Below are 20,024 nucleotides of genomic sequence, written 5' to 3'. Positions count from 1 at the left end.
GCTCAGTCGGGCCAACGACCCACGTCGGCCAGCGCCCGCCGGGCGAGGCTGACCAGCCCCAGCGGCGACAGCAGCCCGGCCACGATCCGCAGCGCCCGCACCCGGTCCGCCTCCGGGCGATCGGGACCGGCCGCGTCCGCGGACCAGCTCCACATGTCGTCCAGCGCCCGCACCCCGAGGTGGTACGCCAGCCGCACCGGGTCCGGCCGCACCGGCCCGTAGCCGGCACGGAAGGCCGCCTCGTCCACCCGTCCCTCCGGGGCGAACGCCGGACCGCCGCCGACGACGAACATCAGGTCGCGTTCGCGCGGGGCGAGCACGGCGTCGTCCCAGTCGATCAGCCAGACCTGCCCGTCCGGGCCCAGCAGCAGGTTACCGAGGTGCGGGTCGCCGTGGCAGACCACCGTTTCCGCCGGTCGGGCGCGCAGCTCCGCGCCGAGCCGGTCCACCGCGCCCAGCAACCGGGCCAGGTCGGCGGCGGCGTCCCGCCAGTGGGTGGCCGTCTGCCGGGTCCACCGGTCGGCGCGGTCGTCCACCGCCCGCAGCCGGTGGTCGGTCTCCCGTACCGCCGTGGCGACCGCGGCGTGCTTGTGGTCCTCCCGGGGCAGCTCGGCCAGCGCCTCGGTCACCGGGACGGCGTGCGCGGCGGCGAGCAGCGCGCCGTACGCGCGCCAGTGAACGGGGCGCATGCCGCCGGCGGGGGCCGGCCGGTCGGAGACCCACGGTGTCACGGTCAGCCGGCGTCCGTCGTGGACAGCGGCGAGCCGCCCGTCGCGGGTGGTCAGCGGCGCGACGATCCCCGGCACCCCCCGCGCGGCGAGCCGAGCGGTCACCATCAGGCCGGCCGCGGTGCCGCCGCCGGTGAGTTTGACCGCGTACCCGCGACCGTCGGCGGTGGTGGCCCGCCACATCCGGGCGGCCGGATCGGCGCCCAGGTCCACCGGTACGGCGGTGACGAAGGTCAGCCCGAACTCCCCGGCGACCCGGGCGGCGAGCTGCCGGTCCACGCGCCGCCCGTCAGCGCCAGCCGTAGCCGGCGCGCAGCGCCCGACCCACCCGATCGAACCGCGGCCGGTCCAGCACCGCGCCCTCGCGGCGGATGCTGTCCTCGCGCATGGTCAGCACCCGGTCGAGGCGTACCCAGCTCGGACGCCGGCCATGGTCCCACTCCCCCGGGCCGAGGGCCAGCCAGTGCCGCTGCCCGTCCCGGTCGCTCTGGCTGGACAGCATCAGCCCGAACAGGGTCCGGCTCTGCCGGCCGACCACCAGCACCGGACGGTCCTTGCCCTGGCGGGGGTCGTCCTCGTACGGGACCCAGGTCCAGACGATCTCCCCCGGATCGGCCTCGCCGTCCAACTCCGGGGCGTACGACAGCTCGCGCCGCTGCAGCGCGGCGACCTGGCGACGCCGGGCCACCTGGGCCGGGATGGGCCCGGGGGTCCGGGCCGGCGCGGCCGCGCCCCCGGTGATCCGACCGAGCCGGGACGCCACGTTCCTCAACAGACCTGCCACGGCCGGCAGCCTATCGTCCGCGGGCACCCGGCGCGCGTTACGGAGCACGACGAAACCTGGTGGCCGCACCGTCCGCCGCTCGGCGACGATCCTCCGGTGACCCTTCCCCGCCACCAGATCCGGGCCGCCTTCACCGCCGGCACCATCACCGTCTACCAGGCGTATCCGCCGGAGATCGCCGATGCGGCGCTGGCCGCGGGCCGGTTCGTGCCGCCGTTCAAGCGGGAGCGGATGACCTGGGTCAAGCCCTCGTTCCGATGGATGATGTACCGCTGCGGCTGGGCGCTCAAGCCCGGGCAGGAGCGGGTGCTGGCGGTCGAGATCAGCCGCGCCGGCTTCGAGTGGGCACTCGCGCACGCCTGCCTCAGCGGATACGACCCCCGGCTGCACGTCGACCGGGCCGCCTGGCGTCGGCAGTCGCGAGCCGCACCGGTCCGGGTGCAGTGGGACCCGGAGCGGTCGCTGCGGCTGGCACCGCTGCCGTACCGGTCGGTCCAGGTGGGGCTCGCCGGGGAGGCGGTGCACCGTTACGTGGACGAGTGGCTGGTCGGCCTGACCGACGTCACGTCCCTGGCCCGGGCCGTGCACCACCGGGTCACCGCCGGCGACGAGCCGGGCGCTGCGGAGCTGCTGCCGGTCGAACGCCCCTATCCGTTGCCGGCCGAGGTGGCCCGGGTGGTCGACGCGGTGGGCACCGGCCCGGCACCGGCCTGATCTTGGACAAATCCCGTTGGCACCGATACCTGCCCAAGATCTCCGAACCTCCCACAAGGGGCGCACGGCGGGCGGCGGAGGTCAAGTGGGGCGGCGGGCCAGGACCAGGGTGGTGCGCAGGTCCAGCAGCACCGTGTCGGATCGGTCGACTTGAATACCGCCGCCACCGCCATGGCACCGGGTCGACGAACGCGTAGCGGTGCCCGAACACGGCCAGGGTGCCGCCGGGGCGCAGCGCGGCGTGTGCCCGCCGGTTGCGGACGGCCGGGTCGAGCCAGTGCCAGGCCATCGCGCAGGCCAGCGCCGGCGCCCCACCGGCCGGCGCGTCCACTCCTCGAACGGGACGGTCACCACCTCGACCTGGGGTAGCGGCCGGCCAGCACCCGGGCCATCCGCCGGTCCGGCTCGACGCAGGTCATCGGCGCGCCCGGGCCGAGCAGCGTCCGGGTGGCCAGGCCCGCGCCGGCACCCACCTCGACCAGGGACCCCGGGCACCCCGCCGTGGTACGCGCGGACCGCGTCGACGATCTCCGCCGGATAGCCTGGGCGGGCCTCGTCGTAATCGCCGGCCACCTCACCGAAGAGTTGCGACATGATCGCCATCGTCGCAAGACGCTCCGGCGACCGCCGACCCCAGGAGGAATCGTGCACTCCGAACTGCCCCGCGACCTGCCGGTGATCGAGCGCAGCGCGGTACGGCTGGTGGTGCTCGACACGACCGACCGGGTGCTGCTGTTCCACACCCGGGACCCGGAGCATCCCCGCCTCGGCACCTGGTGGGAGCTGCCCGGTGGCGGGCTGGACCCCGGCGAGACCTACCTGGAGGCGGCGGTGCGGGAGCTGCGCGAGGAGACCGGGATCGTGGTCCGGCCCGACGAGGTGGGCGCCGCGACCTGGCGGCGCCGGGCCAGCTTCATCCACCGGCAGCTGCGCCACCTCCAGGACGAGGTGGTGGTGCCGGTCCGGCTGCCCGGACCGGGACCGGACGTGGACGAGGCGCTCCGGCTCGACTACGAGGTGGAGGACTACTTCGGTTTCCGCTGGTGGCCCGTCGCCCAGGTCGTCGCCGACCGGCCTCGCTGCTATCCGGGACGGCTGCCCGAGCTGCTGCCGGCGTTCCTGGCCGGCGACGAGATCGACGAACCGTTCGAGCTGTGGTCCTGACGGATCCACCGACAACCGGCACAGTGGAACGGTGAACCCTCTCCACGGACCCCTCGCCCACTACGCCGAGCGGCTGCACCGCGCCGCCGGCGACGCCCACCACATCGCCTCCCCGCTCGGCGCCTGGCTGCTCCTCGCGCTCACCGGGCCGGCCGCCACCGGTGCCACCCGCACCGAGCTGGCGGAGGCGCTCGGCACCGACGTGGCAGCGGCGGCGGAGGCGGCCCGGGCGCTGCTGTCGGCGCCGCACCCGCTGGTGGCCTCGGCCACCGCCGCGTGGGAGCGCCGCCCCTTCGAAGGCCTGGCCGGCTGGCGCGGCGGGCTGCCGGAGCGGACGCAGACCGGTCCGCTGCCCGACCGGGCGGCGCTCGACGCCTGGGCCCGGGAGTGCACCGGCGGGCTGATCGACCGGTTCCCGCTGGACGCCACGCCGGAGACGCTGCTGATCCTGGCCAGCGCGCTGGCCACCAAGGTGTCCTGGGCGGACCCGTTCGAGGTGGCGCCGGCCGCGCAGCTCGGCTCGGGCAGCGCCTGGGCCGGCCGGCTGCGGCGGGTGCTGCGGACCCCGCCGTGGGGGCACCGGTGCTGGATCGCGGCCACCGCGCGGGCCGGCGACGTGGCCGTGCACGCCGCGCCGGCCCGGCCGGGCGACGCCGACGGGGCGGCCGGGCTGCTGGTGATCTCGGTCGCCGCCGCGCCGGACGTGCCCGCCGTCGACGTGCTCGCCGCCGCGCAGCAGGTGGCCACGGCGGCCGCCACCGCGCCGGACGGGGTGAGGCCCGGCCGGCGGTCGCTGTTCGAGTTGCCGCTCGGCGAGACGCCGTTGTGGACGCTGCGCGAGGAGCCGACCCGGACCTTCGCCGCCGACGGCCGGGAGGAGCACGCCGACGCGGTGCTGCCCTGTTGGTCGGCGCAGAGCCGGCACGACCTGTCGGGGGCCGGGTTCGGGTTCGCCGCCGCGGCCCGGGCGCTCGGTGAGCTGATCGGCGCGCCGCGGCCGCCGTACGAGGTGGCGCAGGCGGCGGTGGCCCGGTTCGGGCGGTTCGGCTTCGAGGCCGCCGCGGTGACCGCGTTCGGCGTGGCGGCCGGGCTGCCCCCGGAGGGGATCGTCCGGCTGGCGGAGCTACGGTTCGGGCACCCGTACGCGGTGGTGGCGGTGGCGACGGACACCGCGGGCGGGCCGTGGCACGGCGTGCCGGTCTACTCGGCGTGGGTGGCCGAGCCCGAGGAGCTGCCTGAGGCCGAGCTGGCCGACCCGCCCACCGAGTGGTGAACGCCGGGGGTCTCCGGCCGCGACCGGAGACCCCCGGGCGTCACGCGGCGGCCGGCAGTTCCTCGCGTTCGACGGTCCGGGCGGCGAGCCGCCGTTCCCGCTCCTGCGCGCCGATCAGGTCGTCGGGCAGGGAGTCCGCCACCTCGATGTCGAAGCGGCGCAGCAGGCGGATCGCGAAGCCGCCGAGGGTGATCAGCACGAGGATCAGCCCGAAGCAGACGTACGCGAAGCCGATGCCCCGGCCGGGACCGGTGCCGATCACCCCGCCCACCGACCCGGCGAGCGCCCCGCCCGGGGCGAGCATCGGCTCGAACAGCGCGGTGGCCCCCGGTGCGAGCAGCGCGAAGCCGATGGGCAGCGTCGACCAGGCGATGGTCTGGTTGAGGCTGAACACCCGGCCGTGGAAGCGCTGCGGCACCTTGACCTGGACGATGGTCGCGTAGATCGACTGCGCGGTGGTCATCGCCATCGCCAGCCAGCAGAAGCCGACGCAGATCATCGCCACCGAGCCGTCCAGGCCGATCAGCACGCAGCCGATCGCGGTGCCGAGATTCGCGATCAGCACGCCGATCATCCGCCGCTTGCGCGGGCCACCCCAGAGCGACATCAGCACGCCGCCGGCCACCGCGCCGATCGCCTGGGCGACGGCGACCTGCGCCACCTGTGTCGGAGTGCCGAAGGAGAGCACCAACGGCGTGGTGAGCACCAGGGCGGGGGCCAGGAAGATGTTGCCCAGCGCGAAGTAGCCCAGCATCAGCCGGAAGCCCCGATGCTGCCAGGAGTAGCGCAGGCCGTTGGCGATGGCCACCAGCAGCCGCTCCCGGGGCCGCCAGCCGAGCAGGTCGGGGAAGCGGACCACGGCCAGGGTGGCCACCGCCACCAGGTAGCTGGCCACGTCGACCAGCAGGATGCCCTTGAGCTGGATCGCGGCGAGCAGGCCGGCCGCGAAGACCGGCATGAGCAGGGTGGCGACGCCGGTGGTGAGCTGGGTGATGCCCATGGCGTGACCGAGATAGCGCTTCGGCACCAGCTGGGGCACCGCGGACTGGAACGCGATCCGCTGGAACGACCCGGCCACGGAGCTGAGCGCCACCAGCAGGTAGATGTGCCAGAGCACCAGGTTGTCCGTCCACAGCAGCCCGGCCAGGACCAGCTGGATCGAGCCGGCCACCGCGCTGGCCAGCATCATGATCCGCCGCCGGCTGACCCGGTCGACGATCGCGCCGGCCACCGGGAGCATCAGCACGCCGCAGATCAGCGCGAGGGCCCAGAGCAGGCCGAGGTCGGCCACCGAGCCGGTCCGGTTGAACAGCCAGATCGGCAGGGCGAACGCGGTCAGCGCGGAGCCGGTGCTGGAGACGAGCTGGCCGGCGGTGATCGCCAGGAACCGGCCCATGCTCGGCTTCACCGGGGCCTTCCCGGGCTGCTCCGCCCCGACCCGCAGCCGGTCCAGGACCACCCAGCCGGCGTCCTCGCCCCGGGCCTGCGGGCCGAGCGCCGCGACGTCCCCGGCGGTCACCGCCGGGTGCACCTGGGTGACGATCTCGGCCAGCTCCTCGGCGCGATACTTCAGGAAGAAGTGCCCTGCCTGGTCGAGGACCACCAGCCCGAGGGTGTCGCTGAGGAACTGCCACTCGGCGTACCGCTCGCGGTAGTAGTCGGTGACCGGGTCCTCGGAACCGACGACCGAGATGATCGGGGCGTGCAGCTTGGTCGCCTGCTGGTCGAGCAGCCCGGTGAAGTACTCCTCCGAGGCCCGGGAGTCGGCCCGCATGTTGCTGATGATCCGGTCGGCCTGCTCCGGGTCCAGCTCGTCGGTGTCCACACCCATCGACTTGAGCCAGCTGGCGTAGTGCCGGTTGCTCCTGAGCTGCTCCAGCCGGTTGCGCGCCCGGGCGAACAGGCCCTTGGGGCGGGCGAACGGGAACATCGCGCCGATGTAGACGGCCTCGAGGTCACGCCCGGCCGCCTCGACCTTGCGGGCCACCTCGGCGATGATCGCGCTGCCGACGCCGCAGTGGCCGTAGAGGGCGATCGGTCCCTCGACCCGCTCCAGGATCTCCCCGGCGACGCGGCTGGTCAGCTCCTCGAAGGGCAGGGCGTCCTCGGCCAGGCCGACGTCGTGTCCGGGGATGGCGAGCGACCACAGGGCGTGCCCGGCGGGCAGCGCGTCGGCGAGAGGCTGGTAGACGATCGCGCTGCCGCCACCGTACGGGACGCAGACGTAAGACAGCACCCGTTGGTTCGCCGGGATCGGCTTGGTCAGCTCGTAGAGCAGCCGACGCGAGCCCTCGTCGGCGGCGTCGCCGGAGATGAACGCGGCCAGCTCGCGGATGGTCCGCTGCTGGAACAGGTCCATCACGCCGACTGCCCGGCCGCCCAGCTCCGCCTTGCGGATCTTCGCGACCACCTGGGTGGCCAGCATCGAGTGCCCGCCCAGGTCGAAGAAGTCGTCGTCGATGCCGAGGGTGTCGACGCCGAGCACCTCGGACCAGATGGCGGCGAGCGCGCGTTCGGTGTCGTCGCGCGGTTCGACCAGCGCCACCGACGCCTCGCGGGTGACCACCGGGGCGGGCAGCGCCCTGCGGTCGAGCTTGCCGTTCGGGGTCAGCGGCAGCCCGTCGAGGGTGACGAACGCGGCCGGCACCATGTACTCCGGCAGCGTCTCCTTGAGCGCGGCCTTCACCGTGGCGTGCTCGGCGGGTCCCACCAGGTAGGCGGTGAGCCGCTTGTCACCGGGGCTGTCCTCGCGGACGATCACCGCCGCCTCGGTCACGCCGGGCTGCTCACGCAGCGCGCTCTCGATCTCACCCAGTTCGATCCGCAGGCCGCGCAGCTTGACCTGGTGGTCGATCCGGCCGAGGAACTCGATCACACCGGCCTCCCCCGACCCGCCGGACGCGGGCACCCAGCGGGCCAGGTCACCGGTGCGGTAGAGGCGGGCGCCGGGCTCGCCCGAGAACGGGTCGGGGACGAACTTCTCGGCGGTCAGCGCCGGCCGGCGGTGGTAGCCGCGGGCCAGCCCGACGCCGCCGATGTGCAGCTCCCCCGCCACCCCGACGGGGCACTCCGCCCCGGCTGGGTCGAGCACGTGCAGGCGCAGGTTGGCGATCGGCGCGCCGATCGGCACCGTGCTCAGCTCGGCCAGCAGCGCCGGGTCGCAGGGCCAGGCGGTGACGTCGATGGCCGCCTCGGTGGGGCCGTACAGGTTGTGCAGTCCGCACCAGGGCAGCCGGGCGGTGAAGTCCACGGCGGACACCAGCGGCAGCTCCTCGCCGGAGCAGATGACCCGGCGCAGCGCGGTGGCCGCCTCGATGCCCTCCTCGCCGAGGAAGACGGTGAGCATGGACGGCACGAAGTGGGCGGTGGTGATCCGCTCGGCGACCAGCAGATCCCGCAGGTAGCCGGCGTCCTTGTGCCCGCCGGGCCGGGCCAGGACCAGGCGGGCGCCCTCGCGCAGCGGCCAGAAGAACTCCCACACCGACACGTCGAAGCTGGCCGGGGTCTTCTGCAGCACCGCGTCGTCCGCGCCGAGGCGGTACGTCTTCTGCATCCAGTCGAGCCGGTTGACGATGCCCCGGTGGGTGTTCGGCACGCCCTTGGGCCGGCCGGTGGAACCGGAGGTGTAGATGACGTACGCCAGGTGGTCGGGGCCGGCGGTCGGCTGCGGGTCGGTGCCGGGCTGGTCGGCCCAGACGGCGTCGTCGTCGAGGGCGAGGACGTCGGCGGCCGTCTCCGGCAGCACGTCGCGCAGGTGCTGCTGGACCAGTACCACCGGCGCGTCCGCGTCGGTGACCATGAAAGCGAGCCGGTCGGCCGGGTACTCCGGGTCCAGCGGCAGGTACGCGCCGCCGGACTTCAGCACGCCGAGCAGGCCGGCGACCAGCTCGACCGAGCGTTCGGCGCACACTCCGACGAGGGTCTCCGGGCCGACGCCCGCGGCGCGCAGCCGGTGGGCGATCCGGTTGGCGGCGGCGTTCAGCTCCGCGTAGGTCAGGCTGCGTCCCTCGATGGTGAGCGCCACCGCGTCCGGGGTGGCGGCCGCGCGCTCCTCGATCGGGCCGTGCAGGGTCTGCGTGCGCGGGAAGTCGGCGGCGGTGTCGTTCCAGGCCGCCAGCAGCGACCGCTCCGGCGCGGGGAGCAGCGCCAGCCGGGAGACCGGGGTGTCCGGGGCGGCGGCGATCGCGCCCAGCAGGGTGGTCCACCGCCGCGCCATCCGTTCGACGGTGTCCCGGCTGAACAGGTCGGTGTTGAAGACCAGTTTGCCCCAGAGCCCGTCGGGCACCTCGACCGCGTGCAGCTCGAAGTCGAAACGGGTGGCCCGCAGCTCCATCGGCGTCCAGGTGAAGCTGACGTCGTCGGCGCGGGAGACGCCGGAGAAGCGGCCCATCTCGTAGTTCTGCAGCACGAACATGGCCTGGAACACCGGGGAGCGGCTGACATCGCGGGGCAGCCCCAGCTCGTGGACCACCTTCGCGAACGGCACCTCGGCGTGCTCGAACCCGTCCAGCGCACTGCGCTTCGTGCGCTCCAGCAGCTCGGTGAAGGTCGGGTCGCCGGCCAGCTCGGCGCGCAGCGGCAGCATGTTGATGAACATGCCGACCACGTTCTCCAGCTCCGGCGCGGACCGGCCGGCCACCGAGGCGCCGACGGCGAAGTCGTCCTGGCCGGCGTGCCGGGCCAGCAGCACCTGGTACGCGGCGAGCAGGGTCATGAACAGCGTGCCGCCCGCCGCGCGGGTCAGCTCGCCGAGCCGGTCGACGACCGCCCGGTCGACGGTGAACTCGACGAAGTCGCCGCGGTAGGTCTGGGTGGCCGGGCGGGGCCGGTCCAGCGGCAGCTCCAGGGGCGTGATCCCGGCGAGCCGCTGCTTCCAGTAGTCGACGTGCCCTCGGGCCTGCGGGCCGGCCAGCTCCCGCGCCTCCCGGACGGCGAAGTCGCCGTACTGGACGGGCAGGGTGGGCGGCTCGCCGCCCCGGTAGAGGGTGATCAGGTCGCGCAGCAGCACGTCCACCGACCAGCCGTCGCCGACGATGTGGTGCTTGCCGAGGAACAGCACGTGGTCGTCGGGGGCCAGCCGGATCAGCAGGGCCCGCAGCAGCGGGCCGCGCGCCAGGTCGAACGGCTCGGCGGCGGCCGCATCGACCAGCGCCTGCGCGGCGGCCTCGTCGGGGGCGTCCACGATGGTCAGGGGCACCTCGACGGTCTCCTCGACCACCACGGTCGGACGCCCGTCGGCGTCGGCCGGGAAACGGGTGCGCAGCGACTCGTGGCGGGCGCTGAGCGCCGCCAGGGCGGCGCGCAGCGCGGCCTCGTCGAGGGGGCCGCGCACCCGTAGCGGCACCGCGATGTGGTACGCCGCCTCGCCCGGGGCGAGCTGGTCCATGAACCAGACGCGCTCCTGGGCGTACGACAGCGGCACCTCGGCGTCGGCGGGCCGGGGCGTGATCCGCGCCGTGGGGGCGGCCTGGCGGGCCCGCAGTCGGCGGGCGATCAGCGCCTGCCGGGCCGCTTCCCGGGTCGGATCCTTCAGGTCGGTCATCAGCTCGATTCCTCTTCCGCCGCGAGCAGCGCGGCGACCTCGGTGTCGGAGAGTCCGTCGAGTTCGGCGGCGATCCGTTCCTCGATCTGGGCGGCCAGGTCCGCCACCACCGGGCTGCCGAACAGCGCCCGCATCGGCAGTTCGACGTCCACCTCCGCCCGGATCCGGGCCATCGCTCGCATCCCGCGCAGCGAGTTGCCGCCGATGGCGAAGAAGTCGTCGAGCGCGCCGACCTTCTCCACCTGCAGGATCTCGGCGTACACCTCGGCGACCAGGGCCTCGGCGGCGGTACGCGGCGGTAGGTAGCTGTCCTCGGCCGGGACGGTGGCCGCCGGGGCGGGCAGCGCGGCCCGGTCCAGCTTGCCGTTCGGCGTCAGCGGCAACGCGTCCAGCCGCACCAGCGCGCTCGGCACCAGGTGCGCGGGGAGCTCGCGGGCCAGCTCGGCGCGGACCGACTCCTCGACGGCCGGACCGACCAGATAGCCGACCAGGACCGGCTCACCCGAGTCGACGCGCACCGCGGCGGCGGCCGCCCGGACGTCCGGGTGGGCCAGCAGGGCCGCCTCGATCTCGCCCAGCTCGATCCGCATGCCGCGCACCTTGACCTGCTCGTCCCGGCGGCCCAGGTACTCCAGGGTGCCGTCGGCCCGCCAGCGGGCCAGGTCGCCGGTGGCGTACATCCGCTGTCCCGGCGGCCCGTACGGGCAGGGCAGGAAGCGCTCGGCGGTGAGGCCGGGCCGGCGGTGGTAGCCGCGGGCCAGCTGGGTGCCGGCGATGTACAGCTCGCCGACCACGCCCGGCGGGACCGGCTGGAGGGCCGCGTCGAGCAGCAGCGCCCGGGTGTTCCAGGTGGGCGTGCCGATCGGCACCGGGCCGGCCGCGACCGGTGCGCCGGGGGCGATCCGGGCGGCCACGCAGCCGACGGTGGCCTCGGTCGGGCCGTACTCGTTGATCACCGCGACGTCGGGGTGCGCGACCCGCCAGCCGGCGAGCTGCTCGCCGGCCAGCGCCTCGCCGCCGATCACCAGGTCGGTGGTGGGCGACAGCTCGGGCTCCAGCAACGGCAGGTGGCTGGGAGTGATCTTCATGAAGGTTGGCCGCCCGCCGATCCAGGCGCCGTCGTCGTCGAGGGCGGCCAGCCGGACCGTGCCGCCGGCGGTGAGGGTGCCGAGCAGGCCGGTGACGGTGAGGTCGAACGAGACCGGCGAGTGCAGCAGCGCCGTGCCGGCCAGGCCCGGGTAGGTGTGCCGGGCCCAGGCGAGGTAGGCGGCCACCGCGCGGTGCTCCACCACCACGCCCTTCGGCCGGCCGGTGGAGCCGGAGGTGTACAGCACGTAGGCGGGGTGCTCCGGGCGCAGCGGGGCGTGCCGGTCGGCGTCGGTGAGGTCCACGTCGGACTGGTCGGCGCCCACCTCCCCGTCCAGCACCAACGCCTCCCCCGGCACCAGCGGGGCGGTCTCCGGGGTGGCCACCACCAGGGTCGGCGCCGCGTCCTCCAGGAGGTACGCGATCCGTCCGGCCGGGTACGCGGTGTCCACCGGGACGTACGCCGCGCCGGCCTTGAGCACCGCGACGATCGCCACCACCAGCTCGAAGGAGCGGGGCAGGGCGAGCGCCACCCGGGTCTCCGGGGCGGCGCCGCGGGACACCAGCAGCCGGGCCAGCCGGTTGGCGGCGGTGTTCAGCTCGGCGTACGTCAGCGGCACGCCGTCGCTGACCAGCGCGGTGGCGTCCGGGTTGACCGCCGCCCGCCGCTGCAGCTCGTCGACCACCGTGGCCGGCGGCACGTCGTGCGCGGTGTCGTTCCAGGTCTCCAGCACCCGGTCCCGGTCGGCGTCGGCGAGCAGCGGCAGCGCGGCGACCGGCCGGTCCGGGTCGGCGACCGCGGCGTCGAGCAGCCGGACGTACCGGTCGACGATCGCCTCGGCGGTGGACCGGTCGAACAGCTCGGTCCGGTAGACCAGGCGGCTCTGCCCGGTGGTGATGTCGAAGGCCAGGTCGTCCTTGGTGGTGCCCAGCTCCGCCGGGTCCAGGCCGGAGTCGGGGATGAAGTTCAGCGCGGTCTGGAAGATCGGCTGCACCGACGGGTCCCGCTGCGGCTGGACCGCCTCGACGATCTCCTGGAACGGGGTCTGCCCGTGTTCCATCGCGTTGAGCAGGCCGTCCCGGACCCGGTCGAGCAGCTCGCGGAAGGTCGGGTCGCCGGAGACGTCGCTGCGCAGCGCCACCGGGTTGACGAACATGCCGATCAGGGAGGTCAGCTCCGCGCTGTCCCGGCCCGCGGTGGACACCCCGGCCACCACGTCGGTGTCGCCGGAGATCCGGGACAGCAGCGCCGCGAAGCCGGCCAGCAGCACCATGTACGGGGTGGCCGCCGCCCCGGCCGCCAGGCGGCCGACCCGGTCGAGCAGCCCGTCGGGCAGGTCGAAGCGCACCTCGTCGCCGGCGAAGCCGAGCCGGGCCGGGCGGGGCCGGTCCAGCGGCAGGCCGGTCACCGGCGGCGCGCCGGCCAGGTGGTCCACCCAGAAGGCGAGCTGGCGGTCCAGCTCCACGCCGGTGAGCTGGCCACGCTGCCAGACCGCGTAGTCGGCGTACTGGATGGGCAGCTCGGGCAGGGCGGCGGGGGCGCCGGTCAGCGCGGCCTCGCCGAGCGCGTCGAGTTCCTTGTTCAGCAGCACCGCCGAGGCGCTGTCGAAGACGGCGTGGTGCACCACGAACAGCAGGATCCAGCGGTCGTCGGTCCGGACCAACCGGGCTCGCCACGGCGGCGGCTCGTCCAGCCGGATCGGGGTGCGGGACAGCTCCGCGTGGAGGGCGTTCAGCCGCTCGCGCCGCTCGGCCACGGGCAGGTGGCTCAGGTCCTCGGTGGGCAGCGGAACCGGCACGTGGGCCTGCACCACCTGCACCACGGCGCCGTCGTCGACCCGCAGGTGGGTCCGGAGCGACTCGTGCCGGGCCACCACCTGATTGACGATCTCCGTGGCGCCGGCCGCGTCGATGCCGGCGGGGAAGAGCCACATGCAGGAGATGTTGAACACCGGTGACGCGGGGTCGAGCTGGTTGGCCAGCCACACCCGTTCCTGGGCGAAGGAGACCGGGAAGCTCCACTCCTGGCTCATCGTCGTGCCTTCCCGTTCGCGACCGCGGGGCTGCGCCGCGCCGCACTCCGCGCGCTCACCGGGCCGCCTCACGGACCGAGCGGGGACGCATGTCCGTCCAGACGGTGTCGATGTGGGCCAGGCACTCCCCGCGGCTGCCGGCGAAACCGGCGTCGTGCCAGCCGGCGGGGAGGTCCCGGTCGGCCGCCCAGATGGAGTACTGCTCCTCGTCGTTGCGCACGACCAGGAATCGGGTCTCGGCCATCTCAGTTCGCTCCAGAGGTGTCGGGGGTGTGCGGTTCCGCCATCGCGACGGCGATCTTGCGGGGGCCGGTGTAGGGCTCGCGGGCGTGCGCGGCGGTCATGTTGTCCACGACCAGCACGTCGTCCCGGTGGTAGTCGAAGCGGACACTGGCCGACCGGTAGGCCGCCCGCAGGTGGTCCATGACGTCGGTGGGGATCTCGCCCCCGTCGCCGTAGTAGGTGTTCGACGGCAGCCCGTCGGCGCCGAACATGGCCAGCAACCCCTCCTGGTAGTCCTTGGGCAGGGTGGTCACGTGGAAGAACGTGGCGTGGTTGAACCAGCGCGGGGTGTCCGAGCCGGGTCGGTGGTGGACCACGTCCCGGACCGCCCGGGTGCGCAGGCCGTCCTTGCCCACCCACTCCACGGTGATCCCGTTCGCGGCCGCGTACGACTCCACCTCGGCCCGGTTCTCGGTGTTGAACACCTCCTGCCAGCGGGTGCCGAAGTCGCCGTGGAAGTTGCGCACCAGCATCCAGCGCCGCCGGATGAACTCCTCGCGCACCGCCGGGTCGATGGCGTCGTACACCCGGCGCACATCGGCGAGGGGGGTGGCGCCCCGGGTCTCCGGCGGGGTGATGCAGTAGAAGAACAGGGTCAGCGGCCAGCGCGCCTGGTACGAGTTCTCGTTGTGCAGGAAGATCTCCTCGTCCGGCGGGTAGTCGGTCGAGGTGTAGACCCGGCCCTTGAGGGAGTGCCGGGGCGAGGACCGCTCGGTGTAGGTCAGCGGTTCGCCGGAGAGGTGGCGGACCACCGCGTCGAAGCCGTCCACCCCGCCGACGTCGAAGCCGCGGAAGAGCAGCCCGCCGTGTTCGGCGAGGGCGGCACGCAGCTCGGCGCGCCGGGCGTCGATCAGGTCGGTCAGTGCCCGGCCGTCGTTCTCGATGACCACCGGGAGCGTGGCGATCGTGTCGCTCATGGTGCGTTTCTCCTGTCTGTCGCGGTCAGGCGCGGGGCAGCCGCGGGATGGCCGGGACCGCCGCCGGTGCGGCCGCCTCGTCGGTGGGCTGGTCGGCCCGCAGCTCCTCGATCCGGGCGGCCAGCCCGGCCACGGTGGGGGTCTCGAAGAGGCTGCGCATCGGCAGCCGAACCCCGGTGGCCTTGCGCATCGCGGCGATGAGCTGCACCGCCACCAGCGAGTTGCCGCCGAGGGCGAAGAAGTCGTCGTCCACGCCGACGTCGGCCACGCCGAGTCCGTCCCGCCAGACCTGGGCGATCACCTTCTCCAGTTCGGTGGCGGGAGCGGCTGAGCCGCCGCCGGTGGCGGCCGGCGCGGAGACCGTCGGCTCGGTCTCCGTCTCCAGGCTGTCGGTGGTCACCCGGGCGGCCCGGCGCCGGATGTCGGCGACGGTGCGGGTGGTGATGACCACCTGGGCGCCGAGCCCGGCGCCGAGGCTGCGCCGGAACGCCTCCGCCCCGTCCACCGGCCGGATGTCCTCGGTCACCGGGGCCGGCGCGGCGTCCGCGTCGGCGGCCGGGGTGTCGGCGAGCCCGCCGGTGACCGCACCCTGGTCCACCCGGCGCAGCACGAAGTCGCTGATCTCGACGAGTTCCCGGCCCTCGGTGTCCACCAGGGAAAGGTCGGCGGCGACCACCTCGTCGGTGGCACTGGCCCGGTGCCGCAGGTGGCTGTGGAAGACCGCGGGCAGCGCCGCCCGTACCACGATCCGGCCGTAGGACAGCGGCAGGTAGGTGCCGGACCCCTGGCCCCGGCCGAACGCGGTGGCCACGTCCAGCAGCGCCGGGTGCAGCCCCCACGCGGGCAGGTCACCGAGCACGGCCTCCGGGGCCGCGACCCGGGCCAGTTCCTCGCCCTCGCCGAGGTGGTGTTCGGCGAGCCCGGCCCAGCGCGGGCCGAAGGTGAGCATGCTGGTGCGGCCCCGGCCGAACGAGGCGTCGTCGTCGACCCGCCGGCCCACCACGCTGGGGATGCCCACCGCTCGGGCCGGCTCCTCGGTCCACCCGGCGGCGCCCCGCACGTGGGTACGAAGCTGGCCGGCGGCAAGGCTGGCCACGGTGAAGTCGACGCCGTCCTCGGTGGGGGCCAGCTCGACCCGGTACTGGGCGACCGTGCCGTCCGGCACCGAGAACGGCTCGAGGAAGACCACGTCCCGCAGCTCCACCGCCGCGGCCGGCCCGGGGGCGGGCACGGCGGCGGCCACCGCGGCGCGCACCGACTCCAGGTGGGCGGTGCCGGGCACCACCGGCACCCCGCCGATCCGGTGCTCGTCGAGCAGCCAGTGGGTGTCGGCGGAGACCAGGCCGTGCAGCACGGTGCCGTCCGGGCCGGCCACCTTCGTGGTGAGCACCGGGTGGTCGACGGCGCTGGTGACGGTGTCCCGGCCGGCAGCCCGGAAGGCGGCCGGCGCGTTCGTCTCCACGGCCATGCCGACCTCGGCCCAGCCGCCCCAGTTCTGCGACACCACCGGCGCGCGGAAACCGGCACCGGCCCGCGCCCAGGCGTCCAGGAAGTTGTTGGCCGCGCAGTAGTCGACCTGGCCGAACCCGCCGATCACCGCGGTGATCGACGAGCAGAGCGCCACGAAGTCCAGCGGCAGGTCGCCGAAGACCTGGGCGAGGGCGAGGGTGCCGGCCAGCTTCGGGGCGAGCACCCGCTCCGCCTCGACCCGCTCCTTGATCTCGGCCATGCCGCCGCCGGGCAGGCCGGCGGCGTGCACGATGCCGTCCAGCCCGCCGAAGCGGGCCTCGGCGGCCTCGCGGACCCGGCGCAGCTCGGCCGGGTCGGTGACGTCCGCCGCGAGCACCAGCACCTCGGCCCCGGCCGCCTCCATCCGGCGGATCGCCGCGATCGCCCGGCCGGCGCGGTCCGCACCGCCGTGCACCGCCAGGTGCTCGTCCCAGTGGTCCCGCTCGGGCAGGCCGGAGCGGGCCAGCAGCACCAGCTTGGCGCGTACCCGGCGGGCGAAGTCCTCGGCCAGGGTGACGCCGATGCCGCCGAGGCCGCCGGTGATCAGGTACCGGCCCTCCTCGCGCAGCACCCCAGGGCCGTCCTCGGCGTCCACGGTGACCTGCTCGTAGCCGCCCACCCAGCGCCGATCGCGGCGCAGCGCCACCTCCGGATGCTCCGGGTCGGCCGGGCTGCGCAGCTCGGCCAGCAGCGCAGCGACCCCGCGCGCGGCGGCGTCCGCGTCGACCAGCCGGACGGTGAGGCCGGGCAGCTCGACCGGCAGCACCCGGGCCAGGCCGGCCAGCGTGGCGTGCTCCGGCCGGACCAGGTCGTCGCCGCGGACGTCGCCCACGCCGGCGGTGACGAGGTCGAGGCGCACGCCGTGCTCGTCGGCGGTCAGGCCGGCCCCGGCGAGCGCCTGCACCAGGTGCAGCGCGCTGAAGAAGCCCCGGTCCTGGGCGGCCCAGGCGGCGGCGATGTCCGTGCCGGCCGGCTCCCCGTCGAGGGCGTACGCGTGCACGATCCGGCGCGGCAGGTCGGCGCCGAGCGCGGCGACCAGCGCCTCGTGGTCCTCCCGGACGCCGGGGCGCAGCCGGAAGCCGGTGGCGGTGGCCGCGAAGGCGGCACCGGCGCGGACCTCGACCGGGTCGTCGCCGGCGGCCCGCAGCGCCGTGACCAGCGCCTCCCCGCGCGGGCCGTCGGCCAGCACCAGGCAGCGGCCCAGCGGCGCAGAGGTCCGCGCCGGGGCGGACTGCCGCCAGACCGGCACCGCGAACCACTCCGGCAGCGGTCGGGGCCCGGTCTCCACCGGGGCCGCCGCCCCCTGCTCCACCGGGTCCGGCTCCACCCAGTAGCGACGGCGCTCGAAGGGGTACGCGGGCAGCGGCACCCGGCGGGCGTCCGGGTCGACGGCCGGACGCACCGGCACGCCCGCGCACCAGAGCGCCCCGGCACTGCCGAGCAGGGTGGCCAGGTCGCCGGTGGAGTCGCCCGGCCCGGGCAGGCTGCCCAGCGGGGTGAACTTGCGCTGCGCTTCGGACGCCTTGGCCACCTGCATCCGGGCCAGGTTGGCCAGCTGCTTCCCCGGGCCGCACTCGAGCAGCGCCCAGGTGCCCTCGGCGAGCAGGGTGGCCACGCAGGCGCCGAAGCGGACCGGCTGGCGCAGGTGCGCCGCCCAGTACGCCGGGTCGGTGGCCTGCGCCTCGGTGATCCAGGTGCCGGTCACGTTGGACAGGAACGGCGCGGTCGGCGGGCGCAGCGGCACGGCGGCCAGCAACGCGGTGAACTCGGCGAGGATCGGTTCCATCATCGGCGAGTGGAACGCGTGCGAGGTGCGCAGCTTCTTGCACTTGCCCTTGAGGGTGGCGGCGAACTCCTCGACGAGGGCCGTCTCGCCGGCCACCACGCAGGTGCCGGGCCCGTTGACGGTCGCCACGGAGAGTCCCTCCGGCAGCCGCTGGGCCACCGCCGACTCGTCCAGCGACACGGCCAGCATCGAGCCGGCGGGCAGCGACTGCATGAGCCGGCCCCGGGCCGCCACCACCCGCAGCGCGTCCGGGAGGCTGAGCACGCCGGCCACGGTGGCGGCGACGTACTCGCCGATGGAGTGGCCGATCAGCGCGGCCGGGGTCAACCCGGCGCGCTGCCACGCGACGGCGAGGGCGTACTCGACGGTGAACAGGGCGGGCTGGGTGTAGCGGGTCTCGGTGAGCCGCTCCCCCGCCTCCGGGTCGCGGCCGAGGATCAGGTCGCGGATGTCCAGCCCCAGCTCGGGGCGGAGCAGCTCGGCGCACTCGTCCACGGTGGCGGCGAAGCCCGGGTCCTCGGCGTAGAGCTGGGCGCCCATACCGGCGTACTGGGAGCCCTGCCCGGAGAACAGGAAGGCCACCCGGGGGGCCGGGCCGTCGGCGGCGCCGCGGTGGCCCTTGCGGGCGTCGCGCAGGGCGACGGCCGCCGTCGCCAGGTCGGTGGCGACGGCGGCGGCGCGGTGCGGGTACTCCTGGCGGCCGGTCCGCAGCGTGTGCGCGACGTCGGCGAGCAGTTCGGCGCCGCCCTCGGCGGTGCCCTCCAGGTGGTCGGCGAGCCGCCGCACGGCGGCGTCCAGGGCGGTCGGGGTTTTCGCCGACACCTGGAGCAGGTGCGCCGGGCGCAGCCGCCGCTCGCCCCGGTACGCCGCCGGCGCCTCCTGCAGCACCACGTGGGCGTTGGTGCCGCCGATGCCGAACGAGCTGACCCCGGCCCGGCGCGGCCCGCCGTCGGTGTCCCACTTGGTCAGCGTGTTCGTCACGTAGAACGGGGTGTCCGCGAAGTCGATCGCCGGGTTCGGCGCCTCGTAGTTGATGGTCGGCGGGATGAGGCCGTGCTCCATGGCCAGCACCGTCTTGATCACGCTGACGATGCCGGAGGGCTGGCTGAGGTGGCCGATGTTGGACTTGACCGAGCCGATCCCGCACCAGCCCCGGTCGTCGGTGTTCGCGGTGTACACGGCGGTGAGCGCGGCCACCTCGATGGGGTCACCGAGCGCGGTGCCGGTGCCGTGGGCCTCGACGTAGCTGATGGTGCGCGCGTCGATGCCGGCCATGCCGACCGCCTGGGCGACCGCTTCCATCTGCCCGTCGATGCTGGGGGCGGTGAAGCCGACCTTGCCGGCGCCGTCGTTGTTGATGGCGTTGCCCAGCACCACCGCGCGGACGGTGTCGCCGTCGGCGATGGCGTCGGAGAGCCGCTTGAGCAGCGTCACCCCGGCACCGCTGCCCCAGACCGTGCCGTTCGCTCCGGCGTCGAACGGGCGGCACCGGCCGTCCGGGGAGGTGAAGCCGTCCATCCCGAGGTAGCCGACGTGCGGCAGCTCGATGTTGACGCCGCCCGCGAGGGCCATGTCGCACTCGCCGTTGCGCAGCGCCTCGCAGGCCAGGTGGAACGCGACCAGCGAGGTGGAGCAGGCGGTGTGCACGGTCAGGCTCGGCCCGCGCAGGTCCAGCCGGTACGACACGTTGGTGGCGACGTAGTTCGGCGAGTTGCTGGTGGCGATGGAGACGCCGCCGTGCAGGCCGCCGCCGAACCGCTTGTTGGCCAGCACGAACTTGTGCAGGTAGCTGTTGCCGCCGGTGCCCGCGTACACGCCGACCGCGCCGTCGTAGCGGCCCGGGTCGTAGCCGGCGTCCTGCAACGCCACGTAGCAGGTCTCCAGGAAGAGCCGGTGCTGCGGGTCGGTCATCTCGGCCTCCCGCGCGGTCATCCCGAACAGGCCGGCGTCGAACTCGTCGTAGCCGTCGACCAGCGGGGCGCGGTTGACCCAGCTCGGGTCGTCCACCTCCTCCGGGCGGGCACCCCGGGCAAGCTGCTCTTCCCGGGTCAGCTCGGTGGACGACTCGACGCCGTCGACCAGGTTGCGCCAGAACTCGGTGACGTCGGCGGCGCCGGGCACCCGGGCGGCGAGCCCGACGATCGCGATCGGCTCGACGCCATCATCAGTGGCAGGGATGTCGTTCTGCATCGGGGTTGTCCTTAGC

The 20,024-nt window shown here is 74.8% G+C and carries 11 protein-coding genes; 3 read left to right on the top strand and 8 right to left on the bottom strand.

The window, feature by feature from the left end; translation table 11 throughout:
• Nucleotides 1–2: 2 nt before the first annotated feature.
• The gene (locus ACL02O_RS16475; protein WP_412818952.1) at nucleotides 3–1,007 is read right to left on the bottom strand and encodes a phosphotransferase enzyme family protein; all 1,005 of its coding nucleotides are present in this window, start codon (nucleotides 1,005–1,007) and stop codon (nucleotides 3–5) included.
• Nucleotides 1,008–1,017: 10 nt separating this feature from the next.
• Nucleotides 1,018–1,512, bottom strand: a complete 495-nt coding sequence (locus ACL02O_RS16470; protein WP_412818951.1) for a type II toxin-antitoxin system PemK/MazF family toxin — start codon at nucleotides 1,510–1,512, stop codon at nucleotides 1,018–1,020.
• A gap of 96 nt (nucleotides 1,513–1,608) precedes the next feature.
• Between ACL02O_RS16470 and ACL02O_RS16465 the strand changes: the two genes are divergently transcribed.
• Nucleotides 1,609–2,226, top strand: a complete 618-nt coding sequence (locus tag ACL02O_RS16465; RefSeq protein ID WP_412818950.1) for a DUF4291 domain-containing protein — start codon at nucleotides 1,609–1,611, stop codon at nucleotides 2,224–2,226.
• A gap of 347 nt (nucleotides 2,227–2,573) precedes the next feature.
• Here the strand turns inward: ACL02O_RS16465 and ACL02O_RS16460 are convergent, their stop codons facing one another.
• Nucleotides 2,574–2,699 (bottom strand): hypothetical protein, encoded by a 126-nt coding sequence (locus tag ACL02O_RS16460; RefSeq protein WP_412818949.1) that lies wholly within the window; start codon nucleotides 2,697–2,699, stop codon nucleotides 2,574–2,576.
• A 172-nt stretch (nucleotides 2,700–2,871) separates the two neighbouring features.
• Here ACL02O_RS16460 and ACL02O_RS16455 point away from each other — a divergent pair, with 172 nt between their 5' ends.
• Nucleotides 2,872–3,390 carry an NUDIX hydrolase gene (locus ACL02O_RS16455; protein ID WP_412818948.1) on the top strand — a complete coding sequence of 173 codons (519 nt, stop codon included), beginning with the start codon at nucleotides 2,872–2,874 and terminating at the stop codon, nucleotides 3,388–3,390.
• 31 nt (nucleotides 3,391–3,421) lie between these two features.
• Nucleotides 3,422–4,663 carry a serpin family protein gene (locus tag ACL02O_RS16450; protein WP_412818947.1) on the top strand — a complete coding sequence of 414 codons (1,242 nt, stop codon included), beginning with the start codon at nucleotides 3,422–3,424 and terminating at the stop codon, nucleotides 4,661–4,663.
• A gap of 40 nt (nucleotides 4,664–4,703) precedes the next feature.
• Here ACL02O_RS16450 and ACL02O_RS16445 read toward each other — a convergent pair whose 3' ends face one another.
• Genes ACL02O_RS16445 through ACL02O_RS16425 form a run of 5 tightly spaced genes read right to left on the bottom strand, consistent with a single transcriptional unit; the run spans nucleotide 4,704 to nucleotide 20,008 of the window.
• A complete protein-coding gene (locus ACL02O_RS16445) occupies nucleotides 4,704–10,205 on the bottom strand; it encodes a non-ribosomal peptide synthetase/MFS transporter (protein WP_412818946.1) in 5,502 nt (1,833 codons plus the stop codon).
• A complete protein-coding gene (locus tag ACL02O_RS16440) occupies nucleotides 10,205–13,324 on the bottom strand; it encodes a non-ribosomal peptide synthetase (RefSeq protein ID WP_412818945.1) in 3,120 nt (1,039 codons plus the stop codon). The genes ACL02O_RS16445 and ACL02O_RS16440 overlap by 1 nt, the downstream gene beginning before the upstream one ends.
• Nucleotides 13,325–13,379: 55 nt before the next feature.
• Nucleotides 13,380–13,568 carry an MbtH family protein gene (locus tag ACL02O_RS16435; protein WP_412818944.1) on the bottom strand — a complete coding sequence of 63 codons (189 nt, stop codon included), beginning with the start codon at nucleotides 13,566–13,568 and terminating at the stop codon, nucleotides 13,380–13,382.
• A 1-nt stretch (nucleotide 13,569) separates the two neighbouring features.
• A complete protein-coding gene (locus ACL02O_RS16430) occupies nucleotides 13,570–14,523 on the bottom strand; it encodes a TauD/TfdA family dioxygenase (protein ID WP_412818943.1) in 954 nt (317 codons plus the stop codon).
• A 25-nt stretch (nucleotides 14,524–14,548) separates the two neighbouring features.
• Nucleotides 14,549–20,008 (bottom strand): type I polyketide synthase, encoded by a 5,460-nt coding sequence (locus tag ACL02O_RS16425; protein WP_412818942.1) that lies wholly within the window; start codon nucleotides 20,006–20,008, stop codon nucleotides 14,549–14,551.
• Between the last annotated feature and the right edge of the window lie 16 nt (nucleotides 20,009–20,024).

Origin of the sequence: Micromonospora mangrovicola, from assembly GCF_047200535.1 — a bacterium.
GTDB lineage: Bacteria > Actinomycetota > Actinomycetes > Mycobacteriales > Micromonosporaceae > Micromonospora.
The sequence above is the reverse complement of the archived record's forward strand: the minus strand, read 5'-3'. Positions and strand labels throughout refer to the sequence as shown.